31 protein-coding genes are annotated in these 24,199 nt (G+C 63.3%); 14 read left to right on the top strand and 17 right to left on the bottom strand.

Annotated elements, in window-relative coordinates:
- Window positions 1-26: 26 nt before the first annotated feature.
- On the bottom strand, window positions 27-1,280 hold the full coding sequence (fahA, locus tag ACGYK7_RS12270) for a fumarylacetoacetase (protein WP_394402532.1): 1,254 nt from the start codon (window positions 1,278-1,280) through the stop codon (window positions 27-29).
- 20 nt (window positions 1,281-1,300) lie between these two features.
- A complete protein-coding gene (gene hmgA, locus ACGYK7_RS12265) occupies window positions 1,301-2,662 on the bottom strand; it encodes a homogentisate 1,2-dioxygenase (protein ID WP_394402530.1) in 1,362 nt (453 codons plus the stop codon).
- A gap of 66 nt (window positions 2,663-2,728) precedes the next feature.
- On the opposite strand from hmgA, the gene ACGYK7_RS12260 reads away from it, so the two are divergent.
- Together ACGYK7_RS12260 and ACGYK7_RS12255 are read left to right on the top strand one after the other, a co-directional pair.
- On the top strand, window positions 2,729-3,178 hold the full coding sequence (locus ACGYK7_RS12260) for a MarR family winged helix-turn-helix transcriptional regulator (protein WP_394402529.1): 450 nt from the start codon (window positions 2,729-2,731) through the stop codon (window positions 3,176-3,178).
- 26 nt (window positions 3,179-3,204) lie between these two features.
- Entirely contained in the window at window positions 3,205-4,089 is an 885-nt protein-coding gene (locus ACGYK7_RS12255; RefSeq protein ID WP_394402527.1) for a DMT family transporter, read from the top strand.
- A 2-nt stretch (window positions 4,090-4,091) separates the two neighbouring features.
- Here the strand turns inward: ACGYK7_RS12255 and ACGYK7_RS12250 are convergent, their stop codons facing one another.
- Window positions 4,092-4,901: a division plane positioning ATPase MipZ gene (locus ACGYK7_RS12250; RefSeq protein ID WP_271688345.1), complete on the bottom strand. Its 810-nt coding sequence runs from the start codon at window positions 4,899-4,901 to the stop codon at window positions 4,092-4,094.
- Window positions 4,902-5,136: 235 nt separating this feature from the next.
- Between ACGYK7_RS12250 and ACGYK7_RS12245 the strand changes: the two genes are divergently transcribed.
- Window positions 5,137-5,811, top strand: a complete 675-nt coding sequence (locus tag ACGYK7_RS12245) for a hypothetical protein (protein WP_394402526.1) — start codon at window positions 5,137-5,139, stop codon at window positions 5,809-5,811.
- 184 nt (window positions 5,812-5,995) lie between these two features.
- Here ACGYK7_RS12245 and rpmE read toward each other — a convergent pair whose 3' ends face one another.
- The 12 genes from rpmE to ACGYK7_RS12185 form a co-directional block, all read right to left on the bottom strand.
- A complete protein-coding gene (gene rpmE / locus ACGYK7_RS12240; RefSeq protein ID WP_067262252.1) occupies window positions 5,996-6,217 on the bottom strand; it encodes a 50S ribosomal protein L31 in 222 nt (73 codons plus the stop codon).
- A gap of 11 nt (window positions 6,218-6,228) precedes the next feature.
- Window positions 6,229-6,612, bottom strand: a complete 384-nt coding sequence (gene rplS / locus ACGYK7_RS12235) for a 50S ribosomal protein L19 (RefSeq protein WP_067262249.1) — start codon at window positions 6,610-6,612, stop codon at window positions 6,229-6,231.
- Between the two features lie 274 nt (window positions 6,613-6,886).
- Window positions 6,887-7,048, bottom strand: coding sequence for a DUF1328 family protein (locus ACGYK7_RS12230; RefSeq protein WP_082849512.1), 162 nt, complete (start codon window positions 7,046-7,048; stop codon window positions 6,887-6,889).
- 70 nt (window positions 7,049-7,118) lie between these two features.
- The gene (trmD, locus tag ACGYK7_RS12225) at window positions 7,119-7,907 is read right to left on the bottom strand and encodes a tRNA (guanosine(37)-N1)-methyltransferase TrmD (protein ID WP_394402524.1); all 789 of its coding nucleotides are present in this window, start codon (window positions 7,905-7,907) and stop codon (window positions 7,119-7,121) included.
- Window positions 7,904-8,695 carry a hypothetical protein gene (locus ACGYK7_RS12220; RefSeq protein ID WP_394402522.1) on the bottom strand — a complete coding sequence of 264 codons (792 nt, stop codon included), beginning with the start codon at window positions 8,693-8,695 and terminating at the stop codon, window positions 7,904-7,906. The genes trmD and ACGYK7_RS12220 overlap by 4 nt, the downstream gene beginning before the upstream one ends.
- 15 nt (window positions 8,696-8,710) lie before the next feature.
- On the bottom strand, window positions 8,711-9,238 hold the full coding sequence (gene rimM, locus ACGYK7_RS12215; protein ID WP_394402520.1) for a ribosome maturation factor RimM: 528 nt from the start codon (window positions 9,236-9,238) through the stop codon (window positions 8,711-8,713).
- On the bottom strand, window positions 9,235-9,384 hold the full coding sequence (locus tag ACGYK7_RS12210; RefSeq protein WP_169306052.1) for a hypothetical protein: 150 nt from the start codon (window positions 9,382-9,384) through the stop codon (window positions 9,235-9,237). The genes rimM and ACGYK7_RS12210 overlap by 4 nt, the downstream gene beginning before the upstream one ends.
- A complete protein-coding gene (bluB, locus tag ACGYK7_RS12205; RefSeq protein ID WP_394402519.1) occupies window positions 9,384-10,013 on the bottom strand; it encodes a 5,6-dimethylbenzimidazole synthase in 630 nt (209 codons plus the stop codon). Before bluB ends, ACGYK7_RS12210 begins: the two co-directional genes overlap by 1 nt.
- Window positions 10,014-10,029: 16 nt before the next feature.
- On the bottom strand, window positions 10,030-10,416 hold the full coding sequence (rpsP, locus tag ACGYK7_RS12200) for a 30S ribosomal protein S16 (RefSeq protein WP_394402518.1): 387 nt from the start codon (window positions 10,414-10,416) through the stop codon (window positions 10,030-10,032).
- 44 nt (window positions 10,417-10,460) lie between these two features.
- Window positions 10,461-10,772, bottom strand: a complete 312-nt coding sequence (locus ACGYK7_RS12195; RefSeq protein ID WP_339819109.1) for a chorismate mutase — start codon at window positions 10,770-10,772, stop codon at window positions 10,461-10,463.
- A complete protein-coding gene (ffh, locus tag ACGYK7_RS12190; protein WP_394402517.1) occupies window positions 10,769-12,289 on the bottom strand; it encodes a signal recognition particle protein in 1,521 nt (506 codons plus the stop codon). Before ffh ends, ACGYK7_RS12195 begins: the two co-directional genes overlap by 4 nt.
- A 269-nt stretch (window positions 12,290-12,558) precedes the next feature.
- Window positions 12,559-13,143: an FMN-dependent NADH-azoreductase gene (locus tag ACGYK7_RS12185; RefSeq protein WP_394402515.1), complete on the bottom strand. Its 585-nt coding sequence runs from the start codon at window positions 13,141-13,143 to the stop codon at window positions 12,559-12,561.
- Window positions 13,144-13,269: 126 nt separating this feature from the next.
- On the opposite strand from ACGYK7_RS12185, the gene ACGYK7_RS12180 reads away from it, so the two are divergent.
- The 3 genes from ACGYK7_RS12180 to ACGYK7_RS12170 are packed head-to-tail and all read left to right on the top strand — an operon-like array spanning window position 13,270 to window position 15,207.
- Window positions 13,270-14,157, top strand: a complete 888-nt coding sequence (locus ACGYK7_RS12180) for a LysR family transcriptional regulator (protein WP_394402514.1) — start codon at window positions 13,270-13,272, stop codon at window positions 14,155-14,157.
- Window positions 14,145-15,047: a DMT family transporter gene (locus ACGYK7_RS12175; protein WP_394402512.1), complete on the top strand. Its 903-nt coding sequence runs from the start codon at window positions 14,145-14,147 to the stop codon at window positions 15,045-15,047. Before ACGYK7_RS12180 ends, ACGYK7_RS12175 begins: the two co-directional genes overlap by 13 nt.
- Window positions 15,028-15,207 carry a hypothetical protein gene (locus tag ACGYK7_RS12170; RefSeq protein ID WP_394402511.1) on the top strand — a complete coding sequence of 60 codons (180 nt, stop codon included), beginning with the start codon at window positions 15,028-15,030 and terminating at the stop codon, window positions 15,205-15,207. Before ACGYK7_RS12175 ends, ACGYK7_RS12170 begins: the two co-directional genes overlap by 20 nt.
- 58 nt (window positions 15,208-15,265) lie before the next feature.
- Here the strand turns inward: ACGYK7_RS12170 and ACGYK7_RS12165 are convergent, their stop codons facing one another.
- Window positions 15,266-15,622, bottom strand: a complete 357-nt coding sequence (locus ACGYK7_RS12165) for an ArsR/SmtB family transcription factor (RefSeq protein WP_394402509.1) — start codon at window positions 15,620-15,622, stop codon at window positions 15,266-15,268.
- 240 nt (window positions 15,623-15,862) lie between these two features.
- On the opposite strand from ACGYK7_RS12165, the gene ACGYK7_RS12160 reads away from it, so the two are divergent.
- The 7 genes from ACGYK7_RS12160 to smc all read left to right on the top strand — a co-directional run bounded on the left by ACGYK7_RS12160 (window position 15,863) and on the right by smc (window position 22,566).
- Window positions 15,863-16,213 (top strand): AtpZ/AtpI family protein, encoded by a 351-nt coding sequence (locus ACGYK7_RS12160; RefSeq protein WP_394402507.1) that lies wholly within the window; start codon window positions 15,863-15,865, stop codon window positions 16,211-16,213.
- Between the two features lies 1 nt (window position 16,214).
- Window positions 16,215-16,976, top strand: a complete 762-nt coding sequence (locus ACGYK7_RS12155; RefSeq protein WP_394402505.1) for a F0F1 ATP synthase subunit A — start codon at window positions 16,215-16,217, stop codon at window positions 16,974-16,976.
- A gap of 64 nt (window positions 16,977-17,040) precedes the next feature.
- Complete coding sequence (locus ACGYK7_RS12150) at window positions 17,041-17,265, top strand: F0F1 ATP synthase subunit C (protein ID WP_007118046.1); 225 nt, start codon at window positions 17,041-17,043, stop codon at window positions 17,263-17,265.
- Between the two features lie 90 nt (window positions 17,266-17,355).
- Window positions 17,356-17,913, top strand: coding sequence for a F0F1 ATP synthase subunit B' (locus tag ACGYK7_RS12145; RefSeq protein WP_136720208.1), 558 nt, complete (start codon window positions 17,356-17,358; stop codon window positions 17,911-17,913).
- A gap of 15 nt (window positions 17,914-17,928) precedes the next feature.
- Window positions 17,929-18,489: a F0F1 ATP synthase subunit B gene (locus ACGYK7_RS12140; protein WP_168613456.1), complete on the top strand. Its 561-nt coding sequence runs from the start codon at window positions 17,929-17,931 to the stop codon at window positions 18,487-18,489.
- A 95-nt stretch (window positions 18,490-18,584) separates the two neighbouring features.
- Window positions 18,585-18,875 (top strand): hypothetical protein, encoded by a 291-nt coding sequence (locus tag ACGYK7_RS12135; protein WP_394402503.1) that lies wholly within the window; start codon window positions 18,585-18,587, stop codon window positions 18,873-18,875.
- 235 nt (window positions 18,876-19,110) lie between these two features.
- On the top strand, window positions 19,111-22,566 hold the full coding sequence (gene smc, locus ACGYK7_RS12130; RefSeq protein ID WP_394402502.1) for a chromosome segregation protein SMC: 3,456 nt from the start codon (window positions 19,111-19,113) through the stop codon (window positions 22,564-22,566).
- Window positions 22,567-22,702: 136 nt separating this feature from the next.
- Here the strand turns inward: smc and ACGYK7_RS12125 are convergent, their stop codons facing one another.
- Window positions 22,703-23,059, bottom strand: coding sequence for a helix-turn-helix domain-containing protein (locus tag ACGYK7_RS12125; protein ID WP_394402500.1), 357 nt, complete (start codon window positions 23,057-23,059; stop codon window positions 22,703-22,705).
- A gap of 164 nt (window positions 23,060-23,223) precedes the next feature.
- Between ACGYK7_RS12125 and ACGYK7_RS12120 the strand changes: the two genes are divergently transcribed.
- Window positions 23,224-24,132 (top strand): LysR family transcriptional regulator, encoded by a 909-nt coding sequence (locus ACGYK7_RS12120; RefSeq protein WP_394402498.1) that lies wholly within the window; start codon window positions 23,224-23,226, stop codon window positions 24,130-24,132.
- Window positions 24,133-24,199: the final 67 nt, after the last annotated feature.

Here is a 24,199-nt window from a genome sequence, read left to right as displayed (position 1 = left end):
TTCGCCGGCGCGGTTGCGCGGTCTGTTCAGGAAAAGTCGAGTGCCGGGCGGACCTTGCCGGTGCAATTGCCAAAGCCCACGCGATAGCCATCGCCCTGTGCGTGGCCGGTGAGGGTCAGCGTGTCGCCGTCTTCGACAAAGCTGCGGGTGCTGCCGTCTGCGAGGGTGATCGGCTCCTTGCCGCCCCATGACAGTTCCAAGAGCGACCCGCGTTGCGATTTCTCGGGGCCGGAGATCGTGCCGGAACCCAAAAGATCGCCCGCGTTCATCGCGCAGCCCGAAGAGGCATGATGCGTCAACTGCTGCGCGGCGGAGTAATACATCTCGCGGTAGTTGGTGCGGGCGATTTCCTCGGCCTCGCCGCCCTCGGGCTGGAGCATCACGGAAAGCTCGATGTCATAAAGGCCGGGTTTGCTCTCGCGCAGGTAGGGCAGCAGGTCTTTTTCCCGCGCGGGCGTCGGGGTGCGAAAGGGCTCCAACGCGTCACGGGTCACGATCCAAGGGGAGATCGAGGTGGCGAAGGCTTTCGCCTGAAAGGGGCCGAGCGGTTGGTATTCCCACGCCTGAATGTCCCGCGCCGACCAGTCGTTCAGCAAGACATAGCCAAAGATCATCTCATCAGCCTCAATGATGCGGATCGGCTGGCCCATCTCGGTCGAGGTGCCGACGATCGCGCCCATCTCCAACTCGATGTCGAGTTTTTGACAGGGGCCGAAATGCGGCGCTTCGGCTTCGGGGGCTTTCAACTGGCCATTGGGCCGCGTGATCTCGGTCCCCGAGACGACGACGGTGGAGGCGCGGCCATTATAGCCGATGGGGATGTGCAGCCAATTCGGCGGCAGCGCGTTCTCGGCTCCGCGAAACATGGTGCCGACATTCGTGGCGTGATGCTTGCCCGCGTAGAAATCCGTATATTCGGAAACCATCATCGGCATGTGCAACTGCGCGGCCTCCATCGGCACCAGATGAGGGGCAACGGCGGCTTGATCCGGCGCATCGGCGCTGAGCAATTCGATCAGCCGGGACCGCAAAGAGGCCCAAGCCGTGGGGCCAAGGTCCATCACATCGTTCCAATAGGGCACATCGAACAGCGGCTCCTCGGCGAGGGCGATCAGCCCCTCTTCCTCCAGCGCGGCCATGTCGAGGATCATGTCCCCGATGGCCACGCCGCAGCGCGCCTCAAGCTGATTGGTCGAAAAGACGCCGTAGGGCAGGTTGTTCAGCGGGAAATCGGTGGTGGCCGAATTGGCGCTTTCCACCCAAGAGGTCATCAGGGTCATTGCGGTCCTTTCGAGGGCGGTCACTTCTTGCCCGGGGTGCCGTCGAACTTTTTCTCAAGGCTTTCCCAGCAGTCGATGTAATCGTCCTGCAAGGGCGCCTCGCGGGCGGCGAACTCCGTGAGGTGCTGCGGGAAGCGGGTCTCGAACATGAAGGACATCGTGTTGTCGAGCTTATGGGGCGCCAACTCGGCATTCGACGCGCCCTCGAAAGCGTTCCGGTCCGGCCCATGCGGCAGCATCATATTGTGCAGGCTCATGCCCCCGGGGACGAAGCCCTTGGGCTTGGCGTCATACTGGCCGTGGATATTGCCCATCAGCTCGGACATGATGTTCTTGTGATACCATGGCGGGCGGAAGGTATCCTCGGCCACCATCCAGCGGTCGCGGAACAGCACGAAGTCGATATTGGCGGTGCCCTCCACGCCCGAGGGCGCGGTCAGCACGGTGAAGATCGACGGGTCCGGGTGGTCAAAGAGCACCGCGCCAACCGGGCAATAGGTGTTGAGGTCGTATTTCACCGGCGCGTAGTTGCCGTGCCATGCCACCACGTCGAGCGGCGAATGCCCGATCCGGGTCTCGTGGAACTGACCGCACCACTTGATGGTGACGGTCGAGGGCACCTCGCGGTCCTCGAAAGCCGCCACCGGGGTCTTGAAATCGCGCCGGTTCGCCATGCAGTTGGCGCCGATCGGGCCGCGGGCTGGCAGGTGGAACTTCTGGCCGTAGTTCTCGCAGACAAAGCCGCGCGCGGGGCCGTCGAGCACCTCGACCCGGTAGACCAGCCCGCGCGGAATGATGGCGATCTCCTGCGGGGCGATGTCCATGACGCCCAACTCGGTGCAAAAGCGCAAGCTGCCCTCCTGCGGGACGATCAGCAGTTCGCTGTCGGCAGAGTAGAAATAGCTGTCCACCATGCTCTCGGTCACGAGGTAGATATGGCTCGCCATGCCAACTTGGGTGTTCACGTCCCCGGCGGTGGTCATCGTGCGCATGCCGGTGAGCCACGTCAGCGGCGTGTCGCTATGCGGCACAGGATCCCAGCGGTATTGGCCAAGGCTGGTCACATCCGCAGGCATATGCGGTGCGGACTTCCAATAGGGCAGGTCGATCCGCGTGTAGCGCGAGGAATGTTTGACCGAAGGCCGGATGCGGTAACACCACGTCCGCTCGTTCTGATGAGAAGGCGCGGTAAAGGCCGTGCCGGAAAGCTGCTCGCCATAGAGCCCGTAGTTGCATTTCTGCGGGGAGTTCATGCCCTGCGGCAGGGCACCGGGCAGGGCTTCGGTTTCGAAATCATTGCCGAAGCCGGGCATATAGCCCGGATGCGTGCCCGATGTGGTGGCCGCGGTTGTCATCGTCGATGGCTTGGACTGGCTGGTCATCTGTGCCCCCTTGCAGAATCTGTTACAAGCGTAATAGTTGGATTTGTAACTAACAAGCGGCGCAGCATGGCGGACGGTGAGTTTCAGCTTCAGTATTTTCTGCCCTACCTGCTGAACCAAGCGGCAGAGGCGTCATCGCTTGAGTTTCAGCAGATCTACAAAAGCCGCTACGGCATGCTGCGCACCGAATGGCGGGTCTTGTTCCACCTCGGCCTCTATGGGCAACTCACGGCAAGCGAGATCGGCCAGCGCGCGCGGATGCATAAGACCAAGATCAGCCGCGCCGTGCACCGCCTGACCGAGCGGCGCTTCGTGACCCGCAGCCGTGACCCAGAGGATCGGCGGGTGGAGCATCTGTCGCTGACCCGGCAGGGCCAGGCGGCCTATGACGATCTGCGCGCCGTGGCGCAGCGCTACAATGCCGCGCTGATGGATGCGCTGGACCCTGCCGAGGCGGCGGTGCTGCGGCGGGCGCTGCTCAAGCTGTCGGATGTGGGGCAGGGGGGCTTTACTTAGCCCGTGGAAACCGCCACCGATGGCGCATGACAGATCAGACCAAAGGCCTCCTGCTCACCTTTCTCGGGGTGATGTGCATCGTTCCCGAAGCGCTTTTCGTGCGCGTCATCGACGCGCCGATGCTGACGCTCGCCTTTTGGAAGGTGACCCTCGTGGGCATAACCATCGGCACGGGCCTGCTAATGGCCCAGGGCACCGCCCCCTTCCGCGCCCTCCGCCGCGCCGGATGGGCGAGCGCCATCTACATCGGCGGCGTGGCCTGCGCCGGGGTCGGCTTCGTGCTGGCCGTGCGCCTGACCTCCGTCGCGAATGTGGTCTTTATCCTTGCCTCGCTGCCGGTCTTTGCCGCGATCTATAGCCGGGTCTTTCTGGGCGAGCCGATCAGCCGACGCATGTTCTTTACCATCGCGGCGGTGCTTGCCGGATTGGCCGTGATCGCCTTCGGCTCGGGCGAGACCGAGAATGCCTCGCGCGCGGGCGATCTGCTGGCTCTTTCGATCTCGGCCATCTTCGCCGGGGCGCTGACAGCGGCGCGCCACGCGCGCGCGGTGTCGATGGTGCCGGCGGTGGCATTGGCCTATCTGCTGGCCGGGGCGGTGTTGCTGCCTGTGGCGCAGCCGCTGCAGATGCCCACCGCAGAACTGCCGCAAATGCTGCTCTACGCGGCATTCATGGCCGCCAGCGCCGGGCTCATCGCGCTCGGCCCGCGCTATATCTCAAGCGCCGAAGTAGGCCTTCTCGTCCTGTTGGAATCCGTTTTGGCGCCGCTGCTGGTCTGGGCGGTGCTGGGCGAAGACCCGGGCATCTATGCGCTGATCGGCGGGGCGATCGTCGTGGGCGCGCTGTTCTTGTCGAACCTCGTCGCCCTGTCGCGCCGCCGCCGGGTCGTTCCGCCGCTGCCGCGCCACTAGGATCAAAAGTCGGGGCTGACGCCCGGCAACTCCAGCGCTTTGATCAACTCACGCAGCTCCTGCCGCGCGGCGATATTCGAGATATTGAGCTGTTTTACCCCGATATCCTTGAGGTCCAGCAAGGTCAGACCGCGCGGGAAAAGCTCCCGAAAGATCACCCGCTCATTGAACCCCGGCGCGGTGCGAAAGCCGATCCGCTTGCTGAGGTTGTTGATCGCGCGCTCCATCTTTTCCTTATTGACCATGCGCTGCGCCCCCAAACGGTTGCGTACCACGATCCAGTCGATGGCCGACAGCCCGGCCTGCGCCCTGAGCTGCCGCGCGTTCCAAACCATCTCGGAATAGACGGAGGGGCCGGTGATCTTCTCGCCATTGGCGTCGATATGGGCCAAAAGATCAAAGTCGATGAAACTGTCGTTCAGTGGCGTGATCAAAGTGTCCGCCAGCGAATGGGCCACCTGACTGAGCCGCGTGTGCGAGCCGGGGCAGTCGATCAGAATGAAATCATTGTCCGGCTCCAGCGCGGCCACGGCGGCGCTCAAGCGATGGTCATACATATTCTCGCCGGGGCGCAGGCTGCTGGCCTCCACATCCGGCAATTCGCACAGCGTCGGACTGGCCAGCGTCAGGCCGGACTCGCGCATGAAGGCCCGGCGGTTTTCGATATAGCGCCCAAAGGTCCGCTGCCGCAGGTCGAGGTCCAGCCCGCTGACCTTATGGCCAAGCCGCGCCAAGGCCGTCGCCACATGCATGGAAACGGTCGATTTGCCCGCGCCGCCTTTTTCGTTACCGACGACGATAATATGCGCCATACTGCTGTCCCTTCGCGCCTGCCCTTCAAGGCAGGATATTGTTGAGCCGCACTATATGTAGGGTTCACGCCTTTGGAAAGTGGCGAGGCCGCTTGTTCGGCCCGACCGTGGCAGCCCTGCCGCTTTTGGACATCACGGATATTTGCACTATTTTCACTGCCCAAGACAGGTTGTAACACGGCGCCTTACCGCGCGCCAATGCACCCCAAAGAACCGCTTAAGCAAGGCCTTCCTCATGCCAGATCACCACCCCACCAGATCAAAGCCGACAACAGCCCGTGGCGTGCTGCCGTCTCTGGCCATGGTGATCGCGGAGTTCGCGCTGGTTTGCCTGCTGGTGGCGCTGGTGCCGGTGACGGTCTACCTCGATACGGCCGTTCTGGGCGATGGCGTCACCGAAGATTCGCTGACCGAACATATGCACAACACCCTGCTGGCCATCGCGGCTGCAATTTTCATGTTGGGCGCTTATCAACATGTGGGTATGCGGGGGTATCTGACGCTGGCGGCCACGCTCTTCGCTTGCATGTTCCTGCGCGAATATGACGCCGCGCTCGACCGTATCCAACACGGGTTCTGGATCTACCCCGCCCTCGTGACACTGGCGGTGGGCAGCTTCATCGCATGGCGCAACCGCGGCACCACGCTGCTGCCCATGCTGCACCATCTGCAAACCCGCTCCGCCACTTTCGTCTATATCGGCGTGGTGCTGCTGCTCTTCTTCTCACGGATTTTCGGCACCGGCGCCCTGTGGGAGGCCGTCATGGGCACAGCCTATGACCCGCAAATCAAAACCACCGTCCAAGAAGGCACGGAACTGCTCGCCTATCTGCTGATCGCCTATGGCGCGGTGCTGTCCCACCTGCACGGCTACGGCGCCCAAGCCGCCCTACAAGAGCGTCGCCTCTAGCCCGGCCTCCCCATGCGCCCCGGCCTCCAGCGGCACGCCTCCCCCTTAACTTCATCCTTTTAAAAATACCTCCACAGCGCTTGCCGCAACCACCCGGTCTCGGCCCCATTCACTGCCCCATCCCCAAACGCAAAAGGCGCGACCCATAAGGGGCCGCGCCTTTGTTTCGCAATGTCGGTAAGGCTTAGAAGCCCAGACCTGCGTATTTGTTTTTGAACTTCGACACGCGGCCGCCGGTGTCCATGATGCGGCCCGTGCCGCCGGTCCAGGCAGGGTGCACGGAGGGGTCGATGTCGAGCGACAGCTGGTCGCCTTCTTTGCCCCATGTCGATTTCATTTCCACAACGGTGCCGTCGGTCATCTTGACGTTGATGATGTGGTATTCGGGATGTGTATCGGTTTTCATCGACCAGTCCTTTATGCGTTCGCGCCGGAAAGCGGCTTGTAGTGGACGTTTTCGGCGATCCGTGCGGATTTGCCGCGACGGCTGCGCAGGTAGTACAGCTTGGCACGACGGACGCGGCCACGGCGCACGACGGTGATGCTGTCGATGTTGGTCGAATGCAGCGGGAACACACGCTCCACGCCTTCGCCAAAGGAAATTTTGCGCACGGTGAAGGACCCGGCGATGCCGTGGCCATTCTTGCGCGAAATGCAGACGCCTTCGTAGTTCTGCACACGGGTGCGGGTGCCTTCGGTGACTTTAAAGCCAACACGAACGGTATCACCGGCACGGAAGTCGGGGATCTCTTTCCCCAGTTCGGCGACTTGTTCCGCCTCGATCTCTGCGATCAGGTTCATCTGACCATTCTCCTATGATGTTCGCGGTATTCCACGAAATTATGTCGCGACCCAGAGCTTCGGGTTCTATCGGGCAGCGCCGGGATCGTTTCCGATCATGGCCCCCCCGCCGGAGGTATCGTCGTCATTGCTTAGTTTTTTGCGTAAAACGCAAAGCACCGGAGCCGCCAAAGCGATTCCGGATGCGCGGGGTATAGGGGGCAGAAGCGATAGGATCAAGGGGGGCTGTGGCCGCCTTGATCCTCAGTGTTTCAAACCTCTGTGCGCTGGCGCGTCAGGCCAGCGCGATCACGCCCAAGACAACGAGCAGAAACAGCACCAATACGATGCCGATCAGCACTTTCGCCCCGGTCATCGCGGCGCCCGACACGCGGCCAAAGCCCAAGAGCGCTGCAACGGCGGCGACGATCAACAGAATAAGAATAAGTTCAAGCATTTGGATTCTCCCTCCGATATGGAGGATCAACGCGCCGCGCAGGGGCGGGTTCCGTACCGAAGGCGCGGGGTCAGTCCTTGCTCTCGAACGCGGCCCACATGTCGGGGCGGCGCTTGCGGGTCAGCTCTTCGGCCTGCGCCTGCCGCCATTTCGCGATCTCGCCATGGTTGCCCGACATCAACACGGGTGGAATCTCACGCCCTTGCCATTCGGCGGGGCGGGTATATTGCGGATGTTCCAGCAGGCCCGAGGCGTGGCTTTCTTCTTCGATGCTCTCAGCATTGCCCAGTACGCCGGGCAAGAGGCGCACGGTGGCGTCGATCATCGCTTGGGCGGCCAACTCGCCCCCCGTCATGACGAAATCGCCCAGACTGACCTCGGTTATCCCGAAATGCTCGATCACCCGCTCGTCGACGCCCTCGAACCGCCCGCAGAGCATCGTCACCCCCGCGCAGCTTGCCAGATCGCGCGCCATGGCCTGATCGAACCGCCGCCCGCGCGGCGACATGTAGAGGATCGGCCAGCGCCCATGGGCATGGCTTTGCGCGCGCGCCAGCGCCGGGCCGACCACATCGGCGCGCATGACCATGCCCGCCCCGCCGCCTGCGGGGGTGTCATCGACATTGCGGTGCTTGCCGATGCCGAAATCGCGCAGATCATGAGTGTGCAACTGCCAACGCCCTTCGTGCAGCGCTTTTCCGGTCAGGCTCGCCCCCAGCACACCGGGGAAGAGATCGGGAAACAGCGTGACGATCCGGGCTTGCCAGACATCGGCGTAATCGGGCGTGTCCTGCATCAGGGCGCGGGGGGTGAGGCTGGGCCGTGCGCTTTGACGTCCGTGAGAGCGGGTGGGTTTCATGCGGTTCCTGCCTGTTGCAATAGGGCGGTCTTGGCGCGGCGGCGCGCCTCGGGGTCATCGGCGTGTTGGCGGTTGGCGTCAAGCAGAGCCTGCAAAAGCTCTGCAGGCAAGCGCCTGTTCGCGGGCGGGGGCACGGTCATCTGCGCCATGACCTCAGGCGGCAATGCGCAGAGGTCCAAAAGTGGCGTCGCGGGGCCAAGCGGCAGATCACGGCAGGCCTCCAGCCGCGCGTGATGCACCGGGCAGGGCAGGCGGCGGGCCATCGTTTCGGCCACCGCATCCAAATCTGCCGCTGGGGCGTAGCGGGATGTGAACTGTGCAAGGTCGAGCGTCATGGAGGAGGCTTTGACATGCTCCCAATAGGCCGAAGCGATCCAATCCGCCGGGTCGCGGGTGGAGAGGTAGACCACGATCTCCGCCCGGGGGAAACGGCGGCGCAGGCTGCGGGTAAAGGTCTCCAGCAGGTCGGGCGCGGCGCTGTAATCGGCCAGTTCGCCCCGTCCGGGCATGTGACCGGCCAGTTCCTCAGCCGAGAGGACCAGCGTGCGGCGTGGCATCCGGGGCAGGGCATCGAGAAGGGCGTCGAAGCGGTATTCGGCCTTGAGCAAGGTGAGCGGGTCGCGCCATGTGGAATAGCCGCGCGCGGCATGCAGCAGGTCTTTCATCTGCCAGCGCAGGCGCAGGGCAACATGGGGTTTCAGCAGGGCGCGGTTGGCGCGCAGGGTGGCTTGAACGGAACTGGTTCCGGTCTTGTGAAAGCCGGGATGCAGGATGATCCGGCGAGGCATCATCCGGCTCCGGTCTCAGCCATCCTTGCCCTCGGGCAGCACGCCCAAAGGCGGGTCGGCGATGATCCGGCCCGAGGCGAGGTCGACCGTGGGCACGGCGGCTTTGGTGAAGGGCAGGAAGGTGGTGGCCGAACTGCCTGCAAGGTGCAGTTCCAACAGATCGTCCGCCCCGTGGTTCTGCACCGTCTTCACGCGCCCCAGCAGGACGCCGCCGGTGTCATAGACCTCAAGCCCGATGAGATCGGCGTGGTAGAATTCGTCGTCCGGCAGGCCCGGCAATTGATCCCGCGCGGCAAAGAGCGAGACACCGCGCAGATCGTCGGCCTCTTCCTTGGTGGTGATTTCGGCGATGCGCGCGGCAAAGCCGTTTTTGACCGGGTGCAGCAGGGCGAGGGTGAACTGGCGGCTGCCATCCTCGGTGCTTAGCGGGCGGTAATTTTCGATGTCTTCGGGCACGGCGCAGTAGCTTTTCACCCGCACTTCGCCGCGCACGCCATAGGCGCCCGCGATGGCGCCGACGCAGATCAGGTCTTGGTCACTCATTGCAACAACTCCGAATTCACGCAGATCGTCCCGGTCCATTCACCGGCCCCGGCTTTGCATTCATCCTGCATTAACTGCCGATCATAGCGAATGCCAAGGACAAAGCCGAGCACGAGCACGGACAGAAGGAACAGCAGCTTTCTCATCAGCGGGTCTCGACCTTGAGGCGGGGGGCGCGGGTCTCCCAACCCTTGGTTTCCAGTTCCGGCGTCAGGCTGTTTTCCTCGGGCCAGCCCATGCAGAGATAGGCCACCAGCGACCAGTCCTCTGGCACCGCGAGGTCACGGTTCAGCCGCGCGGGGTCGAGCACCGAAACCCAGCCCAGCCCAAGGCCATGGGCGCGGGCGGTGAGCCATAGGTGGGTGATCGCCCCCACCACCGAATAGCGCCGCATCTCGGGCATGGTGCCCGCGCCAAGGCCGCTGCCCTTCTGGGGGCTCTCATCACAGTAGATCGCCAATTGCTCGGGCGCGTCGCTCATCCCCGAGAGTTTGAGCCCGGCATAGAGCGCGGCCTTCTCACCCTCGTATCCGGCGAGGGCGCGGGCATTGGCGGATTGGAAATTCTCAAGCGCAGCTTGCCGCGCGGTGTCGGAGGCGACGCGGATGATCCGCCAGGGTTCCGACAGGCCCACGGAGGGGGCGAGGTTGAAACTGTCGAGGCAGCTTTGCACCAGCGCCTCGTCCAGCGGGTCTGTGCGAAAGCGGCGCACGTCGCGCCGCCATCGCATCAGGTCGTGCAGCCCGGCACGGAAGTCATCAGAGAATGTATCCATGCCGGGCGCTCGAAGCTTATTCTGCGGAAGCTTCTTCGGCAGGGGCGTTGGCGGCCTCGGCAGCGGCAGCGGCCTTGTCGGCCTTCTCTTGCACGCGCTCTTGGGCTTTCTTGCCCGGTGTGCCCTTTTTGGGGTTGTTACGCTCGGTCTTTTCGCGGACGCCAGCGGCTTCCAGCATGCGAACAACGCGCTCGGTCGGCTGGGCGCCTTTGGCGATCCATTCCTGCACCTTTTCCACGTCCATTTTCACGCGGTCTTCGCTGTCTTTCGGCAGCAGCGGGTTGTAGGTGCCCAGCTTCTCGATGAAGCGGCCATCGCGCGGCATGCGGCTGTCGGCAGCCACGATACGGTAGAAGGGGCGCTTTTTGGAGCCGCCGCGGGCGAGACGAATTTTCATTGCCATGGTGTTTGATCCTTTAGGTTGGTTGGGGGGGACGGGAGGCCGTCCTATTCTTCTTGGTGGGTTTTGTGGTGCCGAATGACTTCGGCGATGATGAAGTTCAAGAACTTCTTGGCGAAGACGGGGTCGAGGTCCGCCGCTTCCGCCAAATCTTCGAGCCGCTCGATCTGGGCCGCTTCGCGGGCCGGATCGGAGGGGGGAAGGTCGTGCGTGGCCTTGAGTTTCCCCACGGCCTGCGTGTGTTTGAACCGCTCGCCCAGCGTATAGACGAGGATCGCGTCGAGCCGGTCGATCGAGGCGCGGTGCTCTTTCAACAGCTCGGCGGCGCGGGCGGCGGTATCTGTGACGGTATCGGTCATTTCTTCTTTCCGAAACCGCTGAGGCCGCCGGGCAGGCCCATGCCGCCGCCGAGGCCGCCCCCCATGCCGCCCAGACCGCCGGGCAGCTTGCCGCCCATCTGCTTGGCCGCCGCTTCCAGCGCCTTGGGGTCCATCTGGCTGGGGTCCATGCCGCCGGGCATGCCGCCCTTGCCCATCATGCCCTTCATGGCCTGCTTGAGCATGCCGCCTTTGCCCATCTTGCCCATCTTCTTCATCATGTCGGACATCTGGCGGTGCATCTTCATCAGCTTGTTGAGGTCGGAGACCTCCATGCCGGCACCCTTGGCGATACGCTTCTTACGGCTGGCCTGCAGCAGGGCAGGGTTGGCGCGCTCTTTCTTGGTCATGGACTGGATGAGGGCGATCTGCTGCTTGAGGATCTTGTCGTCAAAACCGGCGTCCTCGACCTGTTTCGCCATTTTCCCCATACCGGGCATCATGCCCATCATGCCCTGCATCCCGCCCATCTTGATCATCTGTTCAAGCTGCATCTTCAGGTCGTTCATATTGAACTGACCCTTGGCCATGCGCTTCATCATCTTTTCGGCCTGTTCGGCCTCGATGGTTTCTTGGGCCTTCTCCACCAACGCGACAATATCGCCCATGCCGAGGATGCGGCCCGCGATGCGCTCAGGCTCGAAGGTTTCGAGCGCGTCCATCTTTTCGCCCAGACCGACGAACTTGATCGGCTTGCCGGTCACGGCCCGCATCGAGAGCGCAGCACCGCCGCGGCCGTCGCCGTCCATCCGGGTCAGCACCACGCCGGTGATGCCGATGCGCGCGTCAAAGTTCTCGGCCGTATGCACGGCGTCTTGGCCGGTCAGGCCGTCGACGACCAGCAATGTTTCACGTGGATTGGCCACGTCGCGCACGGCTTCGACTTGGCTCATCAACTCTTCGTCGATGGACAGGCGGCCCGCGGTGTCGAGCATATAGACGTCATAGCCGCCCAAGCCCGCCTGCGTCTTGGCGCGTTTGGCGATCTGAACGGGGCTTTCGCCTTTGACGATCGGCAGCGTGTCGACGCCGATCTGGGTGCCGAGGATCGCCAGTTGCTCCATCGCGGCGGGGCGGTTCACGTCGAGCGAGGCCATCAACACGCGCTTGCCATCGCGGTCTTTCATGCGCTTGGCGAGTTTCGCGGTGGTGGTGGTCTTACCGCCGCCCTGCAGGCCGACCATCAGGATCGGCGCGGGCGGGCTGTCGATCTTTAGCGAGCCGGGTTCGCCTTCGCCTTTCAGCACGTCAATCAGCGCATCATGGACAATCTTGACGACCTGCTGGCCCGGCGTCACCGATTTGGTCACCGCTTGGCCCGTCGCCTTTTCCTGCACCGTCTTGACGAATTCACGCGCCACGGGCAGCGAAACGTCCGCTTCCAACAGGGCGACGCGCACTTCGCGCAGGGCGGTCTTGACGTCCTCGTCGCTGAGCGCGCCTTGTTTGGTCAGGCGGTCAAAGACACCAGAGAGCCGTTCGCTTAGATTCTCAAACATGGGCACAGGGCCTTTCGGGTCGGTTGCACTTGCCCCTATTTAAGGACGCGCGCGAAAATGCACAAACGCCCCAGTGGGCGCAACGCGCTGACTGGGGGCGATCCCGACGACAGGTCGGGACCGGAAGGCAATGCTTCCGGAGATCGGTTGGCGTTTACGCGCTGCGGGGCCGCGAGTCAAGCCGGGTGGGCTGGGTGGCGAAGGGCTACCACGCAAAAGCCGCGCCCCGGTGTGGGGACGCGGCTGATTTGGAGGGGAGGGCGGGGCGCTTAGGCCGCGTCGCGCAGCGCGTCGATCTGTGCATGGGCGCGGGCGATGGTGCCTTCAGCGTCCATGGCCAGTTGGTCCGCCGCGACAAAGGTCACATCGGTAATGCCCAGAAAGCCCAGCACGAAGCGCAGGTAGCCGCTGGCGAAATCGGCGGCAGAATCGATGCCCGTCCCGCCCGAGGCGAAGGCGACGATCACGCGTTTGTCTTCCAGCAGCCCTTTGGGGCCGTCTTCGGTGTAGCGGAAGGTCACGCCGACGCGGGCGATCAGGTCAATCCACGCTTTCAGCGAGGCGGGAATAGTGAAGTTATAGATGGGCGCGCCGATGACGATCGTATCGGCGGCCTGCACTTCGGCGACCAGCGCGTCGGAGAGAGCGAGGGCTTCTTGATCCAACTCTGAACGCTCTTCGGCGGGTTTCACCCGGGCGCTGGCCCATGTCGAATCTATCAGCGGCAGGGGTTCGCTGGCGATGTCACGGGTGACGACGTCGCTGTCGCCCAGGGTCGCGATGATCCGATCCGTCAATTTGCGGGTGACGGAGTTTTCGCGGTTCACCGAGGTTTCGATGCGCAATGTGGCCATGGTGTTGATCCTTGTTCCAAGGGTAAATCTGATGGCATGGAATTGGCCATTGTGCTCGCGAACGCAACTGCCAGAATGAGCGTGACCATGTTCGTAAATGCACAAGGCGGGAAGGCGAGGTGAACAATGGACAATTGGGACGAAATCAGAACCGCCTATCAGGTCGCCCAGCTTGGCACCGTGAGCGGCGCGGCAGAGGTGCTGGGCGTGCATCATGCCACAGTAATCCGTCATATCGACGCGCTTGAGGGGCGACTTGGGGTGAAGCTGTTTCAGCGCCATGCACGCGGCTACACGGCGACAGAAGCGGGGGAAGACCTGCTGCGGGTGGCGCGGGCGACCGACGATCAGTTCAGCCAATTGGCCGGGCGGATCAAGGGGCGCGGCAGCGATGTTTCAGGGGAGTTGGTGATCACCTCGCTCGATTTCCTCGCCCCGCAGCTTGCGCCTTTGCTGACCGAGTTCCAGCGCCAGAACCCGGAACTGGTGGTGCGCTATCTAATCGGAGAGCGCCTGTTCCGGCTCGAATATGGCGAGGCGCATGTCGCCATTCGCGCCGGGGCCGTGCCGGATCAGCCCGACAATGTGGTGCAGCCCTATGCGCAGTTGGCGGTGGGTGCCTATGCCAGCCGGGACTATGTGGCGCAGTACGGCATCCCGCAGGGGCCGGAGGATTACCACAAGCACCGTTTCATCGCCGCCGACAACCGCGACAGCCGCGCGCCCTATCACAAGTGGCTCTGGACCACGGTGCCGGAGGAAAGCGTGACATGGCGCAGCACCAGCGGCACGGCGATGGAGGCGGCGCTGCGGGCCGGGGCCGGGATCGGCGGCCTGCCCGCCGCAATGGGGCGCAACGATCCGCAATTGGTCGAGATTCACGCGCCGCGTCCCGAATGGGGCAGTGCGCTTTGGCTGGTCACCCATGTCGATCTGCACCGCACCAGTAAGGTGCAGGCGGTGCTGCGGTTCCTTAAGGAACACGCCGAGGATGCGGTCACATGTCCCGAATAAGCGCCGCGGCGCAGGGGCATCTGGCGATGCTTTGCTTCTCGGCCTTGGTGGCCGGGTCATTCTCGCTCGGGGCGCAGGTGGCGAATGAGATCACGCCGACAGCGCTGAACGCCCTGCGTTTCGCCTTGGCGACGGTCTTGGTCGGGGTTTTGGCCTGGGGGCGAGGCGATATCAGCCGGGCGGGCTTTGCAGCACCTTGGCGCTATCTCGTGCTGGCGGGGCTGTTCACGCTCTACTTCGTTTTGATGTTCGAAGGGTTGAAGACCGCGCCCCCGGTGGCTGCGGCGGCGGTCTTTACCCTTGTGCCGGTGATGGCGGCGGGGTTCGCGTGGCTGTTGATGCGGCAGGTCATGACGCCGCGCATGGCGCTGGCGCTGGCCATCGGCGGGGCCGGGGCGCTTTGGGTGATCTTTCGCGGCGACCTTTCGGCGCTTCTGGCCTTCGACATCGGGCGGGGGGAGGCGATCTATTTCGTCGGCTGCATCAGCCATGCGCTTTACACCCCGATGGTACGGCGGCTGAACCGGGGCGAAAGTGCGGTGATGTTCACCTTTGGCACCTTGCTGGCGGGCACGGTGCTCTTGGGGCTTTACGGCTGGCAAGACCTCCGCGCGACCGATTGGAGCGGGCTGCGCCCCTTGGTCTGGATCACTATTCTATATGTCGCGGTCTTCGCCACGGCGGCCACGGTGGTTCTGCTGCAATTCGCGACGCTCCGGCTGCCCTCGGCCAAGGTCATGGCCTATACCTATCTCACGCCCAGCTGGGTAATCCTGTGGGAATTGGGCTTTGGCAATGCCCTGCCGGGGGCGCTGGTCTGGGGCGGGGTGCTGATGACGATCCTGGCGCTTTCGCTGCTGCTGCGCGCGGATGGCGAAGAAAAATCATAAAAATTCAGAAAGTTGCGGAATCGGTGGAACCTTAGCGCGACGCCCTGCGTTGGGGCGTGAATTAACAGTGAAGGACACCACCATGCGTAGTATTATTTACCTGATCGGGTTGATCGTCGTGGTTTTGGCTATTTTGCGTTTCGCATTCGGCGTCATCTGACCGTCGATTGATCCTCCCCTTGTCTTATTTACCTCGCGGCAAGGGGGGATCACTCTCTTTATTCCGACCCTGAGCGCCTCTCGCCTTCGCCACCCTCAGGCAGCTCTATTTCCAAAAAACGCTCGAAGGCATCTAGGTTCACCGGCTCGAATTGCCCGAACCCCTGCATCCAGACCGACGCATCCCGCAGCGCATCCGGTTCCAGTTTGCACCATTTCACCCGCCCCCGCTTTTCCTGACTGATCAGCCCCGCCGCTGTCAGCACGCCCAAATGTTTCGAGATCGCGGCGAGCGACATCTCGAAGGGGTCTGCGACATCGGTCACGGCCATATCATCCTCCAGCAGCATAGCGAGGATGGCACGGCGCGTGGGGTCGGCGAGGGCGGCAAACACCTGATCTAGGTCTTGGGTCATAGGCTTGAATAGCGCGGAGCGCGCGTAGGCGAAAGCGGGCATTGCAGCTAACTTAACCGCTGAGTTGAATAACCATTCTGCGCGATTTCCTTGGGATTTGCCGGACCTGTTTCAAGAGTTGGCAGGCTGTGAGTTCCTTAAGTCATTGTAAATGTTCAAAAACATGCGGCAGCCAAGGTTGTTGACTCTAACCCGCCCTGACAGTAGCACCGCAGCAGATATTCCTAAGGGGATTTTGGTGTGACCAGCCCGGACCAACGGCAGCAAATGGAGCAGCTTGAGGCCAGACTGGCGGCTGCGAAAGAACGCGGCGCACCCAAGCCCCGGGCGGATGAACATTATTCGCAGGCCAATATGGCATGGCGGATGGTGATCGAACTTGTGGCCGGTCTTGGGATCGGTTTCGGCATCGGATACGGGCTTGATGTGCTCTTTGGCACGCTGCCCATCTTCATGGTGCTCTTTGTAATGCTGGGCCTTGCGGCGGGGGTGAAAACGATGCTCCGCACCGCTGAGGAAATCCAGGGTAAACGACAGGCCGAACCGGCCGAACAGGATACGCCCCATTCGGGCAAGGACGAGGGAGCCTGAGATGGCAACAGAGACGAACGGCGCTGAAACAGGCGGTCTGGAATTCCACCCGATGGACCAGTTCATCGTATCGCCGCTCTTTGGCGACGATGCTTCCGTTGCTTGGTACACCATCACCAACGCGACCTTCTGGATGGCGCTCGCGGTTCTGGCCACTTTCGCAATGCTCGTTCTGGGCAGCGCGCGCCGCTCGGTCGTTCCGGGCCGTATGCAGTCGGTGGCCGAACTGGCCTATGGCTTCATCCACAAGATGGTCGAAGACATCTGCGGCAAAGAGGGGCTGAAGTTCTTTCCCTATATCATGACGCTGTTCATGTTCATCGTCATGGCCAACTTCCTCGGCCTGATCCCGACAGCCTTCACCCCCACCGCGCATTTCTCGGTGACCGTGGTGCTGGCGCTGGCGGTGTTCATCACCGTGACTGTCGTGGGCTTCATCAAGAACGGCGCGGCGTTCCTGAGCCTTTTCTGGGTGTCCTCGGCGCCTCTGGCCCTCCGCCCGGTGCTGGCGATCATCGAGCTGATCAGCTACTTCGTGCGCCCGGTCAGCCACTCCATTCGTCTGGCGGGCAACGTCATGGCGGGCCACGCGGTGATCAAGGTTTTCGCCGGTTTCGCCGCCATCGCCGTCATCTCGCCCGTTTCGGTCGTCGCGATCACCGCGATGTACGGTCTCGAAGTGCTGGTGGCCTTCATTCAGGCCTATGTCTTCACCATCCTGACATGCGTGTACCTCAAGGACGCGCTGCACCCGGCACACTAACAACCCCAACAACGGCGGGGTTTCCCGTCAAAGTTTTAACTTCCAATCGTAAGGAGATACCCCAATGGAAGGTCAACTCGCACATATCGGCGCAGGCATCGCAGGTCTCGGCACAGGCATCGCAGCCCTGGGTGTCGGCAACGTTGCCGCCAACTTCCTGTCCGGCGCACTGCGCAACCCCTCGGCAGCCGCAAGCCAGACAGCAACGCTGTTCATCGGCATCGCCTTCGCAGAAGCTCTGGGGATCTTCTCGTTCCTCGTCGCTCTGCTGCTGATGTTCGCTGTCTAAGCTCTCGGAACTGTAATCCTTACGAGCGGGCAGGCGCGCAGCGCCGTGTCTGCCCGGCTGTAACGGCAAAGTTTCCAAGGAGAAGCCACGATGGCAACTGTAACAACCAGCGACGGGCTGGCCGACGCGACCGGCATTGCGACCCATGCTGCCGAAACGCCGGGCATGCCGCAGCTGAACTTCGATCACTGGGGCAACCAGATTTTCTGGCTGATCCTGGCGCTGATCGCCACCTACCTGATCCTGTCGCGCGTGGCTCTGCCCCGTATCGGTGCGGTTCTGGCGGAGCGCCAAGGGACCATCACCAATGACATCGCGGCTGCCGAAGACCTCAAGGTCAAGGCGCAGGAAGCCGAAGCCGCCTATGACAAGGCCCTGATCGACGCCCGTGCCGAGGCACAGCAGATCGTGGCTCAGGCAAAAGCGGACATGCAGGCTGATCTGGATGCCGAAATGGCCAAGGCCGATGCCGAGATTGCCGCGCAAGTGGCAGAATCGGAAAAAGCCATCGCCGAAATTCGCGCGGGCGCCATGGACAACGTACAAGCCGTTGCCAAGGACACCGCCGAGGCCCTCGTCGCCGCTCTGGGTGGCACGGCCGATACCGCAACCGTCAGCGCTGCCGTCGACGCGCGGATGAAAGGATAAGCCATGACCAAATCCATGCGCCTGACACTTTCGACCCTGCTCGCCGGTCTCGCCGCTTCGCCGGCGCTTGCCGCCACGGGGCCATTCTTTTCGCTGCGCAACACCGATTTCATCGTGTTGCTGGCCTTTCTGCTGTTCCTTGGGATCCTGATTTACTTCAAGGTGCCAACGCTTTTGATCGGCATGCTCGACAAACGCGCCGACGGCATCAAGACCGAGCTGGAAGAAGCCCGCGCCCTGCGTGAAGAAGCGCAAACCCTGCTGGCCTCTTACGAGCGCAAGCAGAAAGAGGTGCAGGACCAAGCGGACCGGATCGTATCTTCCGCCAAGGAAGATGCCCGTCTTGCCGCCGAACAGGCGCGGGCGGATATGGCCAAGTCGCTTGAGCGTCGCATGGCCGCCGCGAAAGACCAGATCAGCTCGGCCGAGGCCGCCGCTGTGAAGGAAGTTCGCGACCAAGCCGTGACCATCGCCGTGGCCGCCGCGCGCGACGTGATCGCCAAGCAGATGACCGCCGCTCAGGGCAATAAGCTGATCGACGAGGGCATCGCCCAAGTCGAAGCCAAGCTGCACTGAACGAGCGTTTGAAAGAATTTTGAAAGCCCCGGCCTCGCCGGGGCTTTTTCTTTTGCGTTAGGCTTTTGTTAACTCTGTAAGGGCAGGGTTGCGCCATGCGCTTGCTCGTTATCATTGCCGTCTTGTTCAGCCTTGCGGCCTGTACGGCGCCCAGTCGGGAGTTCCGGGGGCTGCCGGCGCAACGGATCACGGTGGAGGGGTCGGTGTTCGATGTCCGCGTAAGGGGCGAGCGGGCGGAGGCGGTGCGCGTGAATACCCAATACGCCCCGCGCTTTGGGCCCATTCGCGGGCGGGCCGGGCGCGCGATGGCACTGGTTAGCGGCTGTGAGGTGAAGGAGGTTCTGGGCGATCAGGCGCTGGCGCTTGGGGTGTTGGACTGTGATTAGGCTGGGCTTTGTCTTGCGGCCCCGCTTGCGGCGCGAGACGAGGGGCGGGGAATAGGCGAGGTGCGCTATCGACCCGCGCCAAACGAGTGCAGGGGAGGGCACAGCCGCCAAGCAGGACAATATCTTGTGGATAACCGCCGACCGCCCCCTCTCCCTTGGGGCTTTTGATTGACTCAGACCCATGCCAAACGGCAAGTTCGCCGCTCAGGCGAGAATCAATCACGGCAGGGCTAACTTGCGCTTTTCAAAACTCAGATTAACCGGCTTCAAAAGCTTTGTGGACCCGACCGACCTCGTCATTTCCGACGGGTTGACCGGGGTCGTAGGGCCGAATGGCTGTGGCAAATCCAACCTGCTCGAAGCGCTGCGATGGGTCATGGGGGAGAACCGCCCGACCGCCATGCGCGGCGGCGGCATGGAAGATGTGATCTTCGCCGGGGCCGCCTCCCGGCCCGCACGCAACTTCGCCGAAGTGGCGCTGCACCTCGACAACAGCGACCGGCTTGCGCCCGCAGGGTTCAACGAACAAGACGCGCTTGAAATCGTCCGCCGGATCACCCGCGACGTGGGCAGCGCCTATAAGGTGAACGGCAAGGATGTACGTGCCCGCGACGTGCAGATGCTTTTCGCCGATGCCTCGACCGGGGCGCATAGCCCCGCCTTGGTCCGGCAGGGACAGATTGCCGAGTTGATCAACGCCAAGCCAAAAAGCCGCCGCCGCATTCTGGAAGAGGCCGCTGGCATCTCGGGCCTGTATCAGCGCCGCCATGAGGCCGAGTTGAAACTCAACGGGGCCGAGCAAAACCTCGCCCGCGTGGATGATGTTGTCGAACAACTGGCCGCGCAATTGGCCACGCTGGCCCGGCAAGCCCGGCAGGCGGCCCGGTATCGTGAGATTGGCGAAGCATTGCGCCATGCCGAGGGCTTGTTGCTGTATCGCCGCTGGCGCGAAGCCGATGAGGCGCGTGCGAAGGCCGAGGGGGAACTGCGGGCCCGCGTCGCCGCCACGGCAGAGGCCGAAGCGCAGGTGCGCCGTGTGGCCGAAGGGCGGGCAGAGGCCGAAGCCGCCTTGCCACCCCTGCGCGAGGAAGAGGCGATTGGGACTGCGATCCTGCAACGCCTCACCACGCAGCGCGACACGCTGACCGAGGAAGAGGCGCGGGCGGCGTCGCTGATCGAAACCCTGACAGGCCGCATTGCCCAGCTGACCCGCGATATCGACCGCGAAGGCGGGCTGAACCGCGACGCCGAAGAAACGATCGCGCGCCTCGAAGAGGAAGCGGCAGACCTCACCAAGGCGGATAAGGGTCACGACGCCGCGGTTAAGGCGGCGGAACAGGCCGCACGGGAAGCCGCCGAAGTCTTGCAAACCCGCGAGGCGGATCTTTCGCAGCAAACCGAAGACGTGGCCCGTTTGGCGGCGCGCCACAGTTCGGCGGAACGGTTGCTTCAGGACAGCCGCAAAACCTTGGAGAAGTCGGAAGCCGAGGCCCGCAAGGCGCGCGATGCGGTGGCGCAAAGCCAAGCGACCCTCGACAAGGCCGGGCGGGATTTCGCGGCGGCTGAGAAGGCCGAAGCGGCTGCCGTAACCGCCTCGACAGCGGCGGATACCGCCCTTCTGGCCGCGGAAGAGACCCGTGCCGACACGCAATCGCGCGAGGCCGAGGCCCGCGCGGAGCGCTCTGAGGCGGAGGGCGAGGCCAAGGCACTGCAGGCCGAGGTCGGCGCGCTGGCAAAATTGGTGGAGCGTGATAGCGCCGACGGCGGACAGATCCTCGACCGGTTGCAGGTGGAACAGGGCTTTGAGAAAGCGCTCGGCGCGGCCTTGGCCGACGACCTGCGTGCACCTGAGGTCGAGGCCGGTCGCCCCTCGGGCTGGGCGCATTTGCCAAGCTACCCGGCGCCGCAGCCACTGCCCGCCGGGGTGACCCCGCTTACGCAGCATGTCACCGTGCCGCAGGTGCTAGAGCGCCGGATGGCTCAAGTGGGGCTTGTTGACGCCGAAGCGGGCGCAGAGCTTCAGGCACAGTTGCAGCCGGGGCAGCGCTTGGTGTCGAAGGAAGGCGATCTCTGGCGGTGGGACGGTTTCCGCGCCATGGCCGAAGATGCGCCCTCGGCGGCCGCGCTGCGTTTGCAGCAGTTGAACCGGTTGGAAGTCCTGAAACAGACGCTGGAACAGGCGAGCACCCGTGCCGATGCCGCGCGGGCGGCGCATGAGACCCTCCAGCAGCAATTGGCCGAACAGGCCGAGGCCGACAAACGGGCCCGCGAGGCGCGGCGTGATGCCGACAGGCAAGTCGCCGAAGCAGGCCGCGCGTTGAGCCGGGCAGAGGCAGATCGCAATCTGGCCCAAAGCCGGTTGGAATCCCTCGGCCTAGCCGTGAAACGCCATGAGGAGGCCGCGATTACCGCGCGGGCCGAGGTGATGGACGCCGAGCGCACGCTGGCGGGGTTGGATGACCTCTCCGCTGCCCGTGCGACGGTCGAGGATGTCCGCATGACGGTCGAGGCGTCACGGATCACCATGATGTCGCGCCGCTCGGCCCATGACGAGTTGCGCCGTGAGGGGGAAGCGCGCAGACGGCGGCTGCAAGAGGTTGCCAAAGAGGTCAGCGGCTGGCGCAATCGGTTGGAAACGGCGGGTAAGCGCAGCGCTGAATTGGTCGAGCGCAAGGGCGCATCCGAAGCCGAATTGGCCGAGGCGAGCGCCGTTCCGGCGGAGATCGCGGCGAAGCGGGAAGACCTGTCGGGCGCGATCACCTCCGCCGAGGCGCGCCGCGCCCATGCCACGGAAACGCTGGCCGCCGCCGAGGCCGCCTTGAAAGCCGCGACGGATGCCGAGCGCGATGCAGAGCGGCAAGCCTCGGACGCGCGGGAGGCCCGTGCCCGGGCCGAGGCCCGCAGCGATGCCGCCCGCGAAACGGTGACCCATGCGGCAGAGCGGATTCAGGACGAACGGCAGTGCGCGCCCGAGGCGCTGCGCGAGGCGCTCGATGTCGAGCCGGATCAGATCTCGCCTGTGGAAAGGCTTGAAGAAGACGTAAACCGGTACAAGCGGCAGCGGGATTCCTTGGGCGCGGTGAACCTGCGCGCCGAGGACGATGCGAAAGAGATACGCGAAGAGCACGAAGCGCTGCTGACCGAGAAGGCCGATCTGGAAGAGGCGATCAAGACCCTGCGCAGTGGCATTGCGGGCCTCAACCGCGAGGGGCGGGAGCGGCTGTTGACGGCCTTTGATCAGGTGAACGCGAACTTCTCGATGCTGTTCACCCATCTCTTCGGCGGCGGTGAGGCGAACCTTGTGATGGTCGAAAGCGACGATCCCTTGGAAGCCGGGTTGGAGATCATGTGCCAGCCGCCGGGCAAGAAGCTGAGCACCCTCAGCCTGCTGTCGGGCGGAGAGCAGACATTGACCGCGATGGCGCTGATCTTTGCCGTCTTCCTCGCCAATCCGGCGCCGATCTGTGTGCTGGATGAGGTCGACGCGCCGCTTGATGACGCAAATGTGACCAGGTTCTGCGATCTGCTGGATGAGATGTGCCGTCAGACCGACACGCGCTTTCTGATCATCACGCACCATGCGGTGACGATGGCGCGGATGGACCGGCTCTTTGGCGTCACCATGGCGGAGCAGGGGGTGAGCCAGTTGGTCTCTGTCGATCTGAAAAAGGCGGAAACGCTGGTCGCGTGAAGGTGGGAGACGCCGGTAATTTGGACCGGCCCTTAAAGCGGGTGCGCATCGGTTTGCCGCGGGCTTTCGTGGCCCTTGGGCAGGTGGTGTGAGCCCTATGGCCCGGGTGGAGTTTCGCGTGAACGACGGGCTGTTATCAGCCTTTGCGCGCGACGGTGACGCCGGCAACATCCTCGATAAACGTTAGAATACGGGCTTTTACCGCTTCATCCTTGATGGAACCGATGGCGTTCACGATGTCGAGGGAGGGGTCGTTGTTGGTCTCGGGGTTGTCGTCATCCAGCCCTTCGAAGAAATAGCCGGGGGTCACGTTGAGTATCCGGGCCAGCTCATGCAAGCGGCTGGCGGCGATCCGGTTGGAGCCGATTTCATACTTCTGAATCTGCTGAAACGACAGTTTGAGTTCGCGTGCCACATCGGTCTGAGATTGCCGGCGCAGGGTGCGAGCCTGCTTGAGCCGACGACCGACGTGAACGTCTACGGGGTGGGACATGGTTCAATACCTCTGGTTGAGTACCATATATTCACTACCCGCAATGTATTGAGGATCAATTGCCTAGATCTGGCCTCTTTGCGGTAACCAATGCACCGTGGATGTATGGATTATGTTGCGTTACCGGGTGATTCATGTACCATACCTTGCCTATGAACCAGCATATGTCCGATATTGAGCCGGTCGCCCCCGTGCCCCAGACCCTGCAAAAGGACCCCGCCCCGGCCCTTTTGTTTGAGATGATGCGCTCTTTCGTGACTCTGGCGCATACTTTGAACCTGAGCCATGCGGTGGCCGAATTGGCCAGCACCCGGCAGACGGTCCGGCGGCATATCCAGCAGCTGGAAGAGGCGATGGGCGCGCCGCTGTTCACGATTGAGAACCGCCGCTATTCCCTGACCAAAGCAGGCACCGAAGCCCTGCCCGAAGCGCGCGATATCCTCGACCGGGGCAAGCTGTGGCTGGATGGCAAGACGCGCCATGCCGATGGTATGCTGCGCCTTTCCTATGAAGAGCCGAGCGGCTGGTGCTTTCACCAACAACAGCAGCCCCTGTCGTTGATTTGGGATGGCGGCTCTGCCATGCTTCAGGCCGTGCTACAGGCGTGGAGCCTGAGCCGCGGCGAGTTGGAGAGCGAGGCCTTCCGCGCCATGCGTCCCTATGTGCTGGTGTACCGCGACTCGCCCAATGGGTGGATCTGTACCGAGGTGGGGGAGAAATCCTTTTACACGCAATGGTGGGGCTGGTCCAATGCGCGCAGCAGCATCGGGCGGCCCATCAAACTCTTCCCGGGCGGGCCTGAGTTCGAGAATATGCTGAACTACCCCTTTCGGGAGGTGGAGGCGACCTGTGGCGTTCGCTTGGACGAGGTTGTCACCGAGATCCCGCGAGAGGAGGGGGGCGCGCCGGTGCCCTTGGCCTATAAACGGTTGCTGATGGCCGGGCGCTATCCAGACAAGAGTTTTGCCCTGATCGCGGCGGTCGACCGGTCGAGTTCGGTGAATATCGTCGGCGTCGATGACAGTTTCCTGCGCGAGATGCCTTTGGATGCGAAGGTGACTTTCGCGGGCTAAGGGCCACGGGGTGTGAGATGCGAAAAGGGCCGCCCCAACAGGGGCGGCCCTTTCTGTTTCGTCCTTG

It is taken from the genome of Sulfitobacter sp. 1A15299, assembly GCF_043556915.1.
Taxonomy (GTDB): Bacteria; Pseudomonadota; Alphaproteobacteria; order Rhodobacterales; family Rhodobacteraceae; genus Sulfitobacter.
Note: the sequence above shows the minus strand (reverse complement) of the source record. Positions and strands in the feature narration are given on the sequence as shown.

Coding starts and splice junctions, on each gene's coding strand:
- ACGYK7_RS12245 (WP_394402526.1), top strand. CDS start 5,137: ATGCCAGATCACCACCCCACCAGATCAAAGCCGACAACAGCCCGTGGC.
- ACGYK7_RS12255 (WP_394402527.1), top strand. CDS start 3,205: ATGACAGATCAGACCAAAGGCCTCCTGCTCACCTTTCTCGGGGTGATG.
- ACGYK7_RS12155 (WP_394402505.1), top strand. CDS start 16,215: ATGGCAACAGAGACGAACGGCGCTGAAACAGGCGGTCTGGAATTCCAC.
- ffh (WP_394402517.1), bottom strand. CDS start 12,289: ATGTTTGAGAATCTAAGCGAACGGCTCTCTGGTGTCTTTGACCGCCTG.
- ACGYK7_RS12180 (WP_394402514.1), top strand. CDS start 13,270: ATGGACAATTGGGACGAAATCAGAACCGCCTATCAGGTCGCCCAGCTT.
- ACGYK7_RS12120 (WP_394402498.1), top strand. CDS start 23,224: ATGTCCGATATTGAGCCGGTCGCCCCCGTGCCCCAGACCCTGCAAAAG.
- ACGYK7_RS12125 (WP_394402500.1), bottom strand. CDS start 23,059: ATGTCCCACCCCGTAGACGTTCACGTCGGTCGTCGGCTCAAGCAGGCT.
- ACGYK7_RS12135 (WP_394402503.1), top strand. CDS start 18,585: ATGCGCTTGCTCGTTATCATTGCCGTCTTGTTCAGCCTTGCGGCCTGT.
- trmD (WP_394402524.1), bottom strand. CDS start 7,907: ATGAAACCCACCCGCTCTCACGGACGTCAAAGCGCACGGCCCAGCCTC.
- rplS (WP_067262249.1), bottom strand. CDS start 6,612: ATGAACCTGATCGCAGAGATCGAGGCGGAACAAGTCGCCGAACTGGGG.
- rimM (WP_394402520.1), bottom strand. CDS start 9,238: ATGAGTGACCAAGACCTGATCTGCGTCGGCGCCATCGCGGGCGCCTAT.
- ACGYK7_RS12260 (WP_394402529.1), top strand. CDS start 2,729: ATGGCGGACGGTGAGTTTCAGCTTCAGTATTTTCTGCCCTACCTGCTG.
- ACGYK7_RS12170 (WP_394402511.1), top strand. CDS start 15,028: ATGGCGAAGAAAAATCATAAAAATTCAGAAAGTTGCGGAATCGGTGGA.
- ACGYK7_RS12140 (WP_168613456.1), top strand. CDS start 17,929: ATGCGCCTGACACTTTCGACCCTGCTCGCCGGTCTCGCCGCTTCGCCG.
- bluB (WP_394402519.1), bottom strand. CDS start 10,013: ATGGATACATTCTCTGATGACTTCCGTGCCGGGCTGCACGACCTGATG.
- ACGYK7_RS12250 (WP_271688345.1), bottom strand. CDS start 4,901: ATGGCGCATATTATCGTCGTCGGTAACGAAAAAGGCGGCGCGGGCAAA.
- rpsP (WP_394402518.1), bottom strand. CDS start 10,416: ATGGCAATGAAAATTCGTCTCGCCCGCGGCGGCTCCAAAAAGCGCCCC.
- ACGYK7_RS12230 (WP_082849512.1), bottom strand. CDS start 7,048: ATGCTTGAACTTATTCTTATTCTGTTGATCGTCGCCGCCGTTGCAGCG.
- rpmE (WP_067262252.1), bottom strand. CDS start 6,217: ATGAAAACCGATACACATCCCGAATACCACATCATCAACGTCAAGATG.
- fahA (WP_394402532.1), bottom strand. CDS start 1,280: ATGACCCTGATGACCTCTTGGGTGGAAAGCGCCAATTCGGCCACCACC.
- ACGYK7_RS12185 (WP_394402515.1), bottom strand. CDS start 13,143: ATGGCCACATTGCGCATCGAAACCTCGGTGAACCGCGAAAACTCCGTC.
- ACGYK7_RS12195 (WP_339819109.1), bottom strand. CDS start 10,772: ATGACCGATACCGTCACAGATACCGCCGCCCGCGCCGCCGAGCTGTTG.
- ACGYK7_RS12150 (WP_007118046.1), top strand. CDS start 17,041: ATGGAAGGTCAACTCGCACATATCGGCGCAGGCATCGCAGGTCTCGGC.
- ACGYK7_RS12165 (WP_394402509.1), bottom strand. CDS start 15,622: ATGACCCAAGACCTAGATCAGGTGTTTGCCGCCCTCGCCGACCCCACG.
- ACGYK7_RS12175 (WP_394402512.1), top strand. CDS start 14,145: ATGTCCCGAATAAGCGCCGCGGCGCAGGGGCATCTGGCGATGCTTTGC.
- ACGYK7_RS12210 (WP_169306052.1), bottom strand. CDS start 9,384: ATGAGAAAGCTGCTGTTCCTTCTGTCCGTGCTCGTGCTCGGCTTTGTC.
- ACGYK7_RS12220 (WP_394402522.1), bottom strand. CDS start 8,695: ATGCCTCGCCGGATCATCCTGCATCCCGGCTTTCACAAGACCGGAACC.
- hmgA (WP_394402530.1), bottom strand. CDS start 2,662: ATGACCAGCCAGTCCAAGCCATCGACGATGACAACCGCGGCCACCACA.
- ACGYK7_RS12145 (WP_136720208.1), top strand. CDS start 17,356: ATGGCAACTGTAACAACCAGCGACGGGCTGGCCGACGCGACCGGCATT.